Raw genomic sequence first — 12,477 nt, forward strand, 5'->3', positions numbered from 1 at the left:
TGCTTACGCCCGCGGCACACCAGGCACCAGCTCACGCCGGGCGATAGCCACGACGCTGCGCGTCAACGCGGATAGCTGCTCGGCGGCCAGCCGGCTTACCTGCCAGAACAGGGGTACGTCCAGCACGGCGCCAGGGATCAGTTCCACCAGCCGGCCCGCCTCAAGATGCTCACCTACCAGCGGCGCTGGATTCATGCCCCAGCCCATGCCGGCCAAAGCGCCGTCGACAAAGGCCTGGGTCGACGGCAGCCAATGGGTGGGGGACACGATGTCGCGGCCCAGTTCCCGGCGAACCCAGTCATGCTGCAGCCGGTCCTTGTGGTTGAAGGTCAGTGCTGGGGCGCGGGCCAGGGCCTCCATCGTCACGCCATCGGGAAAATACCGGGCCACGAAGGCCGGGCTGGCCGTGGCGTGGTAGCGCAAGGCGCCGAGGGCCGTGACGCGGCAGCCCTGCACGGGCTTATCCAGCGAGGTCACGGCCGCCAACACCCGGCCGCGCCGCAGCCAGTCCGCCGTGTGGTCCTGATCATCGATGACGATGTTCAGCAAATGATCACTGGCGTGCGTGAAGGCCGCCGCCGCCGCCAGGAACCAAGTGCCCAGGCTGTCCGCGTTGGTGGCGATGGCCAGCGTCACCCGCGCCCCGGCCGCCGCCGCATCGGCCAAGCCCGGCAGGTGGGCCGTCAACTCCCGCTCCAGCAGGCCGACATGGTCCATATGCCGGCAGAGCCATTCGCCCTTGTCCGTGGCGGTGCAGGGCGTACCCCGCTCGATCAGGACGACGCCCAGCCGTTCCTCCAACGCCTTGACGCGCTGGGAGATGGCGGAGGGGGTGACATTCAGCGCGGCGGCGGCCTTTTCAAAGCTGCCGGTCCGCGCCACCAGCGCCACGGCCCGCGCCGCCGGATAGTCGATCATGGATAAGTTTCTCTAAATCTGACTTAGTTTGATTAATTAGCCTAATCCAGCGTCCCCGACTATCACAAGGGCGGGCAACATCGGGGCATCCTGGTCATGAATTTCTCCGTCTTCATCGCGGGCCTCAGCATGGGGCTCAGCCTCATCGTCGCCATCGGGGCGCAGAACGCCTTCCTGCTGCGCCAGGGCCTGCGCAACCGGCATGTCTTCGCCGTGTGCCTGGCGTGCGCCCTGTCGGACGCCGTGCTGATCGGGGCGGGGGTGGCCGGCTTCGGCACCATGATCGCCTGGATTCCCTGGCTGGACACGGCGATGCGGTATGCCGGCGCCGCCTTCCTGGCCTGGTACGGCGTCAAAAGCCTATGGTCCGCGTGGCACGCCACCGGGGCGCTGACGGCGGCCGGGCGGGCGGAGGAGGAGGGGCTGGCGAAGACCCTGCTGGCCTGCCTGGCCATCACCTGGCTGAACCCGCATGTCTATCTCGACACCGTGGTCTTGCTGGGTGCGGTTTCCACCCAATTCGACGGTTTCCAGGCGTCCTTCGCGGCCGGCGCCATCACCGGTTCCTTCCTGTTCTTCTTCTCCCTCGGCTATGGCGCCACCCGCTTGCGCCCCGTCTTCGCCCGCCCCGCCGCATGGCGCGTGCTGGAGGGCGCCATCGCACTGATCATGTGGTCCATCGCCGTCACCCTGGTCGCCGGGCGATAGGCCGAAGGTCGCAGCGAAAGGGGAACCATCGCCGTGGTGGACCGTTGTGCGGTGCTTGCAGTTGCTCCCCCAGCAGGATACCGCCCATGCGCCCCTTCACCCCCATCGCCGTCTGGGAAGCCCCCTCGGTCCGCCGTGCCATCGCCACGGTGGACGAGGCGTCGAACTGGTTGATCTACCGCTGGCCGGAAGAGCACCTGAACGATCCCGCCCGTCAGGCGGCCACCGCCGCTTGCCTGGCCGCCCTGGACGGTTCGGGGGAGGTGGAGGCGGCCCGCGCGGCCTTCATCTCCGCGGCGCAGGCGGCGCGCATCCTCGCGGACGCGCCATAAAACATCAGGCGGCGTCCTGGCCCATTCATGAGTCCCGTTCATGAGGCCATGCGGACTTTTGGGCATAGTCGCCGGACCATGCCCACCCCAGATTGCTCCCAAGCCCACCCGGTCGGCGGATGGGGCAACAGGAGCATGCGACGATGGAGATCATTCGCAACGGCGCGACGCCGTCCACCCGGGGATCATCGGATTATTTCACGGGCACGGTGCGCCTGGACCAGCCGTTCCAGGCTGGGGCGCCGGCAACCTTGCGCGGCGCCACCGTCACCTTCGAACCCGGCGCCCGGACAGCGTGGCATACCCACCCGCTGGGGCAGACCCTGATCGTGACCTCCGGCCTGGGCTGGGCACAGCGCGACGGCGGCCCGGTGGAGGAGATCCGCCCCGGTGACGTCATATGGTTCGCCCCGGGGAACGTCATTGGCACGGCGCCACGGCAACGACAGCCATGACCCACATCGCCCTGCAAGAGGCGCTGGACGGGAAGGTGGTTGACTGGCTGGAGCAAGTTTCCGAAGCCGACTATCGGCGTTGATCACACGATCCCGGCCAGCCCCCGGGCCGTGGCCACGAAGGCATCCACATGCGCCGGGTCCGTGTTCCAGGCGGTGACCAGGCGGACGCAGGCGCCGTCCCAGCGGTAGAAGCGGAAGCCCGCGGCCTCCAGGCCGGCGATCATCGGCTCCGGCAGTATGGCGAAGACCTCGTTGGCCTGCACCGGGCTGCGCAGGCCAACGCCGGGCAGGGCGTCCAGCCCGGTCGCCAGGCGGGTGGCCATGGCGTTGGCGTGGGTAGCCAGGCGCAGCCACAGGCCATCGGTCAGATAGGCGTCCAGCTGCGCCGATAGGAAGCGCATCTTGGAGAAGAGGTGGCCGGCGCGCTTGCGGCGATAGGCGAAGCTCTCCGCCAGGTCCTTGTCGAAGAAGATCACCGCTTCCGCCGCCAGGGCACCGTTCTTGGTGGCGCCGAAGGACAGGACGTCCACACCGGCGCGCCAGGTGATGTCGGCAGGCGCGCAGGCCAGGCTGGCGACGGCATTGGCGAAGCGGGCGCCATCCATGTGGATGCGCAGCTTGTGGGCCCGCGCCACCTCCGCCAGGGCGGCGACCTCGTCCGGGGTGTAGACCGTGCCGGCCTCGGTCGCCTGGGTCAGGGTCAGGGCCGCCGGTTGCACATGGTGGACGAAGCCGGCGCCGGCCTTGTCCAGGGTGGCGGCCAGGGTAAGCGCGTCCAGCTTGCCATGGGGGCCGGGCAGGGGCACCAGCTTGGCGCCGCCGGACATCAGTTCCGGCGCGCCGCACTCGTCCACCTGGACATGCGCCTCGTCATGGCAATAGACCGCGCCGTATGGCGGGGTCAGCACCGACAGCGCCAGCGCGTTGGCGGCGGTGCCGGTGGCGACCGGAAACACGGTGACGTCACACTCGAACAACTCGGCCAGATCCCGGCTCACCCGCTCGGTCACGGGATCGGCGCCGTAGGAGGGCTGGGCCCCGTCATTGGCGGCGGTCAGGGCCGCGAGGATCTCCGGTGCCGCACCCACCACGTTGTCGCTCATGAAGTTCATCGAGGACCGTCTAAGCCTTGTTGCGTGATATGGAGGAGGATCGGGCCGTATGGCCACGGGATGGAAGCGAAAAAGCGCGGAAAACCGCAGTGCTGTCGCGCTTCGCTGAAATATTGGACAAGCACCGGCGGCGGGGATTGCACCGCCGGCTTCCTGACAAAGGCCATTAAATCTCTGTCATGTAGACCGATTACGCTGGTGGGCCGGCCATCGGTGTGACCGTAATCACGGCGTCCGGGGAACCTGCGGGCGCATCGTCTGGTTGGGTTCAGACGCCCCATTTGAAGAAGATGGGGTGTCCGATGAAGTGGTTCCAGTAACGACCGCGATCTGGACCTTCCCGGTGCTGGGCTCCAGCAGCACGATACGCTGGGTCCCATTGGGAAGTCCGACCTGGACGGCCAGGCGGCTGCCCACGCTGGTCATGGCTTCGATGCGGCTGCCTTCGGGTAGCTTTAGCAAGGGGGCCAGGGCCTCGGGCGGCGCGGCCGAAAGAGTGGTCGTGCCTGGCGCCGCGTCATGGCGGCCAAAGGCGCGGGGGTGGTTGGGGTCGGTGGCACGCCGCCAGATCTCCACCCCGATGAAGGCGAAACCGGCGACGATCAGTACGCCCATGATGACGAGGAAGGTCTTTATTGTCCGCACTTGCTTCAACCATCTGTGCCGCCCCGGGCCAGCCTGCCGACACCCCCTTTGCGCGCCCTGGCGCCGCGGCGGGTGAGGGCGGGGCTGACCGCCTGGACCTTGGCGCGCCGGTGGTCGACGGGGCGGAGGATGAGGAGCTGGAGGGCGATGAGGCGGGTTCCACCCTTCTCGCTGTCACCATTCCCGACACCGCGGCCCGCGATCGGCTGGACAAGGCCCTGGCCCAACTGACGCCGGAGGCCGCCGGCCTCACCCGCTCACGCCTGCAGGCATTGATCGGCGAAGGCCGCGTGACCGTGGGTCAGCCGGGCGGCCAGACCATAGACGACGCCTCCTACCGGGTCAAACCCGGCCAGGTCTTCCACATCTCGGTTCCGGCGCCCGAGGCGGCGGTACCGGTGGCGCAGGACATCCCGCTGACCATCGTCTTCGAGGATGATGACCTGCTGGTGATCGACAAGCCGGCCGGCATGGTGGTGCATCCCGCCGCCGGCAATCCGGACGGCACGCTGGTCAACGCCCTGCTGTTCCATTGTGGCGAGCGCCTGTCCGGCATCGGCGGCGTGCGCCGGCCGGGCATCGTCCATCGCTTGGACAAGGACACCAGCGGCCTGATGGTGGTGGCCAAGACCGATCGCGCCCACACCGGGCTGTCCGCGCAATTCGCCGACCGCACCCTGTCGCGCACCTACCACGCCGTGGTCTGGGGCGCGCCGGCGGAAGCCCAGGGCGAAATCGAGGGCAACATCGGCCGCCATCCGACGGATCGCAAGCGCATGGCCGTGGTAAGCAGGGGGGCAAGCCGGCGCTGACGCGCTGGCGGGTCCTGGCCCGGCACGGCCTGCTGACCACCCATGTGGAATGCAAGCTGGCCACCGGCCGCACCCACCAGATCCGGGTGCACATGGCCCAGATCGGCCACCCCTTGGTGGGCGACCCGCTGTACGGCAAGGCGCGCCCCACCGGGGCGTTGGGCGCGCGGCTGAAGGAAGCGTCGGCGGCGGCGCAAGCCGGACTTCTCGGTTTTCGTCGCCAAGCGTTGCATGCGAAGGACATCGCCTTCCGTCATCCGGTGAGTGGTGGGATGCTGGCCTTCACCAGCGCCTTGCCCGCCGATCTCGCAGGGCTGCTTTCTAGTTTAGAATGATTTTAAAATGTGGTCGGATGCGCGTCTCAAGCGTATACTGATCAACGTGTCACCCCAACCCCGCCCGGGGGGCTCTGTTGAGCATCCGGTACCGGGGGGATCGCCCGATATCCGGGGATCCTTAGCCGTGAAAGGTTGTTGACCATGGCCACCTTGCCCGCCATCCCCGCCATCAGCTCGGAATCGAGCCTGTCGCGCTATCTCCAGGAAATCCGCCGCTTCCCCATGCTGGAGCCGGAAAAGGAGTTCATGCTGGCCAAGCGCTGGCAGGAACATGAGGACGGCACGGCCGCCCACCAGCTGGTGACCAGCCACCTTCGCCTGGTGGCCAAGATCGCCATGGGCTACCGCGGCTATGGCCTGCCCCTGTCGGAGCTGATCTCCGAAGGCAACGTCGGCATGATGCAGGCGGTGAAGCGCTTCGACCCTGATCGCGGCTTCCGCCTGGCCACCTACGCCATGTGGTGGATCCGCGCCGCGATCCAGGAATACATCCTGCATAGCTGGAGCCTGGTGAAGATGGGCACGACGGCCGCGCAGAAGAAGCTGTTCTTCAACCTGCGCAAGCTGAAGGGCCAGATGCAGGCCATCGATGACGGCGACCTGTCGCCCGAGACGGTGACCGCCATCGCCACCAAGCTGGACGTGCCGGAGCAGGACGTCGTGTCCATGAACCGCCGCCTAGGCAGCCCCGACCACAGCCTGAACGCGCCCCTGCGCGTGGATGGCGAGGGTGAGTGGCAGGATTGGCTGGTCGATGAAACGGAAAGCCAGGAAATCCGCCTGGCCGACCGGGAGGAACTGGGCAAGCGCAAGGCCCTGCTGGCCGGCGCGATGAAGGGCCTGAACGACCGTGAGCGTCGCATCCTGGCCGAACGCCGCCTGCGGGACGACCCGACGACGCTGGAGGATCTGTCGCAGGAGTTCGGCATCAGCCGGGAGCGTGTCCGCCAGATCGAGGTGCGCGCGTTCGAAAAGCTTCAGAAGGCGGTGAAGAACGCGGCCTTGGAAACGCACCTAGCCTAAGCCTGGACTTTTACCCGGCTGCAAGGCCGACGGCCGCAGGTACGGTCGAAGGGCAAGGGTGTTTGAATAAGACGGCGGGGCCTTGGGTCCCGCCGTTGCCTTTTATGGTGTGGGAGCGACGGCGAACCTTACAAAAGGTGATAAAGCCGACCTCTCGCCCTTTGAATAAAAAGGCGAAAAAAGAAAGCGGCTACACCTTTCACCATCCTCGTTAATTTTTTCATCCCTGGCCGGCCAATTCGGCCTTAAAGACCTTTTATTAACGATCACAGGCTATCACCATAAGTGCCGCGTTATGAATGGAAGAACCTGAGATTGTTATGAGCCATAAGGCCGACCTCGACAGCCTGGACATTGGATATCGGCGCCTGTCGGCCGCGGAGATCGAACAGATGCTGGCTCTGCACCTTCGCTACCTGCAGGGTCAGCGGGGTGGCGCACGCGCTTGCCTTAAATTTTGCGACCTGTCGCACGCGGTGCTGCGGGGCCGTGTCTTGGCGGATGCGGATCTGACGGGCGCCCGCCTGAGCGAGGCCAACCTGTCGGACGCCGACTTGCGGTCCGCCTGCCTGTTCGGGGCCGACCTGCGGCGCGCCACGTTGGAGCGGGCCAATCTGGTCCGCGCCGACCTGCGCGGGGCCGCCTTCCGCGGCGCCAGCATGCAGCGGGTGGTGATGGTGGAAGCCGACCTGCGGGACGGCCATCTGATGCGCAGCAAGAACGGGGAATTGACCCCCAATGTCCAGGGCAACGCCTCCGCCGAACTGGCCGAGGCGTCCATGACCAGGGCCGACCTCAGCTACGCCAAGCTATCCAACGCCTTCGTCATGCAGACGGACCTGCGGGACACGGACCTGCGGGGCGCCGTCTTCGTCAGGGCGGATCTCAGCGGCTCCGACCTCACCGGCTGCAACCTGGAAGGGGCGGACCTGTCGGAGGCCAACCTCAGCGGCACCAAGCTGGACGGGGCCGTGTTGACCCGCGCCCTGCTGCGCAGCACCAACCTGTCCAAGGCCAGCCTGCTGGGCGCGCTGCTGGACGATGTGGACCTGTCCATGGCCAACCTGACCGGGGCCGACCTGGTGCGGCGCCTGGACGATATCGAGGGCACCATCGGTGAGACGCTGCGTCGGCACCGATTGTGGATCTTGAGCAATGGCGGCAAGGGGCAGCGGGCCGACTTCTCCGCGATCGACCTCAGTGGGCAGGACCTGTCCAACCTGAACCTGTCGGCCGCCATCCTCAAGCAGGCGAACCTGAAGGGGGCCAACCTCAGCGGCACGGTGCTGGCCATGGCCGATCTCTCCATGGCGGACTTGCGCCACGCCGAACTGGCGGGGGCCGATCTGCGCGGCGCCTGCCTGGAGCGCGCCAGCCTGAACGAGGCCAACCTGGCCAACGCCGTGGCCTGCCCCATGGATTTGCGCAACGGCCACGCCTGGCCCACGAATTTCAACAAGGCGCGCATGGTGCGGGTGAACCTGGCGGGCGCCGACCTGACCGCCGCACGGTTGGAGGATGGCGACCTGACCCAAGGCAATTTGCGCAACGCCATCCTGGCGGGCGCCAGCCTGACGGACGCGATCCTGACCATGGCCGACCTGCGCGAGGCCGACATCCGCAACGCCGACTTCCGCGGCGCCAAGAATTTGTCCGCCGAATCCCTGGCCCTGTGATCTTGGTCCCCATACGTGGGGCCCCTGTGATTGTGGTAAGATGGAAGCATGACCAGCACCACCGAACCCCTGTCAAATGACCGGCGTGAAGCCGTGCGCCAGCCTGGCGAGGCCTATCCGATACGCGTTGGTCGCGAAGCGGCGCGGCTGGTCGACTGGTCAGGCAAGGGGCTGGGCCTGCAATTGCGGGGCGGCGTCGACACGCTGGCGCCGGGCCAGACGCTGACGGTCAGCATCCACAGCGAGGTCACCAACGGCGTGGCACTGTTCCCCATCGTTGTCCGCCGCGTGGATGTGGACCGGCGCGTCATCGGCGCCGATTTCCTGGACGAGGCGGAGGATGCCGCCGACTTCCTGGCCTGCCTGCTGGCGATGTCGGACGCTCGTTAGAGCCGATCGGCCAAAGCTGAAAATCCCCTTTGGGCGTGAAGCTGCTCGTGGACAGACTCAGCTAGTGCCGGCTGCGTCTGGCTTTACGCAGCCGGCACTCGTCCTGGACAGGACGCCCGGCCCGCACCCGCCCCGCGCGGGCGTTGCCATCCAGCCAATAGGCCAATTCCGGCGGGTGGCCAGGCTGGTAGTGCGCGTCGTCGCTGGCTGCCCGTGTCTCCCGCACCGTGTGGGCGATGCCGCCGCAGCCCGTGAAATTTCAGAATAACTGGCACCGTTCAGGCGCAATTCAAATTCCGTCACCCGCTCACCGCCGAACACCAGGTGGGCGTGGCCGTCAATCAAGCTCGGCGTGATCCACCGGCTGCCGGCATCCCCGTACGTGCACCGCCAGGGCGCCATTTTCAGCGCCACCGTAAGGCGTTGCCGCCCCCGCCGCCATGATGGCTAGGTTGGCGGGGGGATAGGGTCCGCCTTCTGAAGATTTCTGACAGGTCAGATGATCCGACAAGTCTTTACGATCCATCAATCCACCGGTAGGATGGGCCCGTATCGTCATCCTGGCCACCGAAAAAGACAGTTCCGGTGATCAACTGGCGGCCATCAATGGCCGCCAGCCGGCGAAACAGGCAAGAGGCATGTCAATGGGCTCCCCCCTTCCACCGCGCGGCGTCAACATGCGCATCTTATTCACCGGCTTGGCCCTGCGGCCCGGTGGCTGGGACCGTGGTGCGGCGGCGACGCCCAGTGGTGAACGCCTGGAGGAACTGTACTGGCTGGACCATGGCCAGCGTCCTCTGACAGGTCACGACTTGGCCATCGGCTGCGGCCACCGCCATGACCTGGACCAGCCCACGGTCGGCAAATGACGGCGCCGATCTTCACCTTCCGGCAGGGGACGGTGCCGCTGCTGATCTCCTTCCCGCATGTCGGCATTCAGGTGCCGGGCGACATCGCCGCCCGCCTGGTGCCGGAGGCGCACGCGCTGGTCGACACCGACTGGCATGTCGACGCTCTGTACGACTTCGCGGACGCGATCGGCGCCTCCACCCTGGTGGCGGGCCACAGCCGCTACGTCGTGGATCTGAACCGGCCGGCGGATGACGCCAACCTCTATCCCGGCCAGGCCGGCACCGGCCTGATCCCGGAGGTCATGTTCGACGGCACGCCCCTGTACCTGCCGGGGCAGGGGCCGGACGATGCCGAAAAGGCCGCCCGCGTCGCCACCTATTGGCAGCCCTATCACGCCCAACTGTCGGCGGAGCTGGAGCGACTGAAGGCGCGGCACGGTTACGCCCTGCTGTGGGATGCGCATTCCATCGCGGCGGAGGTGCCGCGCCTGTTCGAGGGCCGGCTGCCAGACCTGAACCTGGGCAGCAACGCCGGAGCCTCCTGCGCCGGCGGTTTCACCGACGCGGTGTTCGGCGTGGCCCAGGCCAGCGCGTACAGCGCCGTGCTGAACGGCCGGTTCAAGGGCGGGCACATCACCCGCCACTACGGCCAACCGGCGGCGCATGTCCACGCCCTGCAACTGGAACTGTCGCAGGACACCCACCTGGCCCCCGGCCTGATACCGGCGCTGGACGGCGAACGCTGTCACCGACTGCGCCCAGTGCTTCGTTCCATGATCGAAACTTTTCTGTCCGCCGCCGCCCGGCATTACGCCAGCGCCTGAAGACAGCCTCACAGCCTATTGTTTTTTCTCGGGAGTTCCCGTGCCATGCACACCCTTACCCTGGTCCCCGGCCGCCTGACCCTGGCTGACCTGCGCGCCACCCTGGCGGGCCCCGTCCGCCTGATGGTGGACGACGCCACCCTGACCCATGCGGAAAAGTCCGCCGCCACGGTGGACGCCGTCATGGCCGCCGGCCGCACCGCCTACGGCATCAACACCGGCTTCGGCCTGCTGGCCAAGACCCGTATCGGCAATGACCAGCTGTCGCAGTTGCAGCGCAACCTGGTGCTCAGCCACGCGGTGGGCACCGGCCCGCTGCTGGACGACGCCATCGTGCGCCTGATCCTGGTGCTGAAGATTTCCAGCCTGGCGCGCGGCTATTCCGGCGTGCGTGGCAGCGTCATCCGCGCGCTGGTCGCCCTGGCCAACCACGGCGTCTACCCCTGCATCCCGTCCAAGGGCTCCGTCGGCGCCTCGGGCGACCTGGCGCCGCTGGCACACCTGGTGGCGCCGCTGCTGGGCGTGGGCGAGGTGCGGGTGGACGGCCAGATCCTGCCCGCCACCGACGGCATCAAGCGGGCGGGGCTGGAGCCCATGGACCTGGGCCCCAAGGAAGGCCTGGCGCTGCTGAACGGCACCCAGGTGTCCACCGCGCTGGCGCTGAACGGCCTGTTCGCGGCGGAGCGTGTGTTCCAGGCGGCGCTGACCACCGGCGCCCTGTCGGTGGACGCGGCCCGTGGGTCCGACACGCCCTTCGACGCCCGCATCCATGAGCTGCGCGGCCAGAAGGGCCAGATCGATACCGCCGCCGCCTATCGCCGCCTGCTGGACGGCAGCGCCGTGCGCGCCAGCCACCTGGATTGCGAGCGGGTGCAGGACCCCTATTGCCTGCGCTGCCAGCCGCAGGTCATGGGCGCCTGCCTGGACCAGTTGCGCATGGCGGCGGGCACGCTGCTGATCGAGGCCAACGCCGTCACCGACAACCCCCTGGTCTTCCCCGACACCGGCGACATCCTGTCCGGTGGCAACTTCCATGCCGAGCCGGTGGCCTTCGCCGCCGACCAGATCGCCTTGGCGCTGGCCGAGATCGGCAACCTGTCGGAACGCCGTATCGCCATGCTGGTGGACCCGCACCACAACGGCGGCCTGCCGGCCTTCCTGGTGAAGGACGGCGGCATCAATTCCGGCTTCATGATCGCCCACGTCACGGCGGCGGCCCTGGCCAGCGAGAACAAGGGCCTGGCCCATCCGGCCTCGGTCGACAGCATCCCCACCTCCGCCAACCAGGAGGACCACGTCTCCATGGCCACCTGGGCGGCCCGCCGCCTGATCGACATGGCCGACAACGCCGCCGGCATCGTCGGCATCGAGGCGCTGGCCGCCGTCCAGGGCCTGGAATTCCACCTGCCGCTGAAGACCTCGGAAGCATTAGAGGCGGCCCGCGCCAAGCTGCGCGCCGTGGTCCCGGCTTATGACCAGGACCGCTACTTCGCCCCCGACATCGCCGCCGCCAAGGCCCTGGTGGTGAACGGCGATCTGGTGGACGAATCTGTGGGCGCGGGGCTGGAGTTCCAGTAAGAGGGGGGCACCAGGGCGGCATGAGCAGGAGGGAAGCGGACCTTGACCACCACTGAGGAACGCTTGAGCGAACGGGCCTACCAGGCCCTGCGCGCCGATATCATGCTCTGCCGCCTGACGCCCGGGCAGCGGGTCAGCGAGGCCCTGCTGGCGGAGCGGCTGGGCTTCGGCAAGGCGCCCGTCCGCACCGCCCTGGCCCGCCTGTGCCAGGAAGGGCTGATGGCGGCGCGGGCGCGCAGCGGTTTCACCGTGGCGCCCATCACGCCCGAAGACATCATGCATTGCTTCCAGATCCGCCTGGCCCTGGAGCCCATGGCCGGGCGGCTGGCGGCGGGACGGCTGACCACGGCGCATGTCCGCCGGCTGGTGCGGGCCACCACCATCACGGTGGAACCGGACGACCCCGACCAGCACCGCAAGATCCTGGAGGCCGACCAGGATTTCCACGAGACCATCGCGGAGGCCTCAGGCAACCCGCGCCTGCAGCAAATCCTGCAAAACCTGTTCGAGCGCGGACAGCGCCCGCTGTTCATGGGCATCCCCCAATCCGAAGGGGCGGCGGCATACCGCGCCGGCAGCCAGCCCGTGCTGGCCGCCTTGATCGCCGGGGACGGGGAGAAGGCGGCCCAACTGCTGTATGAGCATGTCTACACCGGCCAGAACTTCGTGATCGAGGCGGTGCTGCGCCAGTACCCGTCACCGGAAGAGGATGGGGTCGACTGAAAAATTTGATGCCGTTCGGGGGGCCAGGCTGGGACGGGCGTACCGGAACGTGCTAGGACGGGAATAATGGATAGGACAGGGCCCCGGAC

Annotated in this window: 14 protein-coding genes and 2 pseudogenes; 12 read left to right on the forward strand and 4 right to left on the reverse strand. The window is 67.7% G+C overall.

Annotated elements, in window-relative coordinates; genetic code table 11:
• Positions 1-3: 3 nt before the first annotated feature.
• Entirely contained in the window at positions 4-918 is a 915-nt protein-coding gene (locus ULB03_RS24135; protein WP_322485630.1) for a LysR family transcriptional regulator ArgP, read from the reverse strand.
• 96 nt (positions 919-1,014) lie between these two features.
• On the opposite strand from ULB03_RS24135, the gene ULB03_RS24140 reads away from it, so the two are divergent.
• From ULB03_RS24140 to ULB03_RS24150, 3 genes are all read left to right on the forward strand, one after another.
• Positions 1,015-1,626: a LysE/ArgO family amino acid transporter gene (locus ULB03_RS24140; protein WP_322485631.1), complete on the forward strand. Its 612-nt coding sequence runs from the start codon at positions 1,015-1,017 to the stop codon at positions 1,624-1,626.
• A gap of 86 nt (positions 1,627-1,712) precedes the next feature.
• Positions 1,713-1,958 carry a DUF982 domain-containing protein gene (locus tag ULB03_RS24145; protein ID WP_322485632.1) on the forward strand — a complete coding sequence of 82 codons (246 nt, stop codon included), beginning with the start codon at positions 1,713-1,715 and terminating at the stop codon, positions 1,956-1,958.
• Between the two features lie 143 nt (positions 1,959-2,101).
• Positions 2,102-2,413: a cupin domain-containing protein gene (locus ULB03_RS24150; protein WP_416211184.1), complete on the forward strand. Its 312-nt coding sequence runs from the start codon at positions 2,102-2,104 to the stop codon at positions 2,411-2,413.
• A gap of 83 nt (positions 2,414-2,496) precedes the next feature.
• On the opposite strand, the gene ULB03_RS24155 is transcribed toward ULB03_RS24150, so the two are convergent.
• Complete coding sequence (locus ULB03_RS24155) at positions 2,497-3,519, reverse strand: threonine aldolase family protein (protein ID WP_416211185.1); 1,023 nt, start codon at positions 3,517-3,519, stop codon at positions 2,497-2,499.
• Between the two features lie 234 nt (positions 3,520-3,753).
• On the reverse strand, positions 3,754-4,173 hold the full coding sequence (locus tag ULB03_RS24160; RefSeq protein ID WP_322485634.1) for a hypothetical protein: 420 nt from the start codon (positions 4,171-4,173) through the stop codon (positions 3,754-3,756).
• Positions 4,174-4,643: 470 nt separating this feature from the next.
• On the opposite strand from ULB03_RS24160, the pseudogene ULB03_RS27535 reads away from it, so the two are divergent.
• The 5 genes and pseudogenes from ULB03_RS27535 to ULB03_RS24185 all read left to right on the forward strand — a co-directional run.
• Positions 4,644-5,026, forward strand: a pseudogene (locus ULB03_RS27535) (RluA family pseudouridine synthase); the annotation flags it as partial.
• Positions 5,027-5,029: 3 nt separating this feature from the next.
• Positions 5,030-5,320 carry an RluA family pseudouridine synthase gene (locus ULB03_RS24170; RefSeq protein WP_322485636.1) on the forward strand — a complete coding sequence of 97 codons (291 nt, stop codon included), beginning with the start codon at positions 5,030-5,032 and terminating at the stop codon, positions 5,318-5,320.
• Between the two features lie 144 nt (positions 5,321-5,464).
• Entirely contained in the window at positions 5,465-6,346 is an 882-nt protein-coding gene (rpoH, locus tag ULB03_RS24175) for an RNA polymerase sigma factor RpoH (protein WP_145734075.1), read from the forward strand.
• Between the two features lie 320 nt (positions 6,347-6,666).
• Positions 6,667-8,022, forward strand: coding sequence for a pentapeptide repeat-containing protein (locus tag ULB03_RS24180; RefSeq protein ID WP_322485637.1), 1,356 nt, complete (start codon positions 6,667-6,669; stop codon positions 8,020-8,022).
• Between the two features lie 48 nt (positions 8,023-8,070).
• Positions 8,071-8,412: a PilZ domain-containing protein gene (locus ULB03_RS24185; protein ID WP_322485638.1), complete on the forward strand. Its 342-nt coding sequence runs from the start codon at positions 8,071-8,073 to the stop codon at positions 8,410-8,412.
• A 196-nt stretch (positions 8,413-8,608) separates the two neighbouring features.
• On the opposite strand, the pseudogene ULB03_RS24190 reads toward ULB03_RS24185, so the two are convergent.
• Positions 8,609-8,854: pseudogene (locus ULB03_RS24190) on the reverse strand (hypothetical protein); the annotation flags it as partial.
• 235 nt (positions 8,855-9,089) lie between these two features.
• On the opposite strand from ULB03_RS24190, the gene ULB03_RS24195 reads away from it, so the two are divergent.
• Genes ULB03_RS24195 through ULB03_RS24210 form a run of 4 tightly spaced genes read left to right on the forward strand, consistent with a single transcriptional unit; the run spans position 9,090 to position 12,388 of the window.
• Positions 9,090-9,281 carry a hypothetical protein gene (locus ULB03_RS24195; RefSeq protein WP_322485639.1) on the forward strand — a complete coding sequence of 64 codons (192 nt, stop codon included), beginning with the start codon at positions 9,090-9,092 and terminating at the stop codon, positions 9,279-9,281.
• Entirely contained in the window at positions 9,278-10,087 is an 810-nt protein-coding gene (gene hutG / locus ULB03_RS24200; RefSeq protein WP_322485640.1) for an N-formylglutamate deformylase, read from the forward strand. Before ULB03_RS24195 ends, hutG begins: the two co-directional genes overlap by 4 nt.
• Positions 10,088-10,132: 45 nt before the next feature.
• Positions 10,133-11,665, forward strand: coding sequence for a histidine ammonia-lyase (hutH, locus tag ULB03_RS24205; protein WP_322485641.1), 1,533 nt, complete (start codon positions 10,133-10,135; stop codon positions 11,663-11,665).
• Between the two features lie 42 nt (positions 11,666-11,707).
• Complete coding sequence (locus ULB03_RS24210; protein WP_322485642.1) at positions 11,708-12,388, forward strand: GntR family transcriptional regulator; 681 nt, start codon at positions 11,708-11,710, stop codon at positions 12,386-12,388.
• The last annotated feature ends 89 nt before the right edge of the window (positions 12,389-12,477 follow it).

Origin of the sequence: Nitrospirillum goiasense (genome assembly GCF_034427435.1) — a bacterium.
Taxonomy (GTDB): domain Bacteria; phylum Pseudomonadota; class Alphaproteobacteria; order Azospirillales; family Azospirillaceae; genus Nitrospirillum.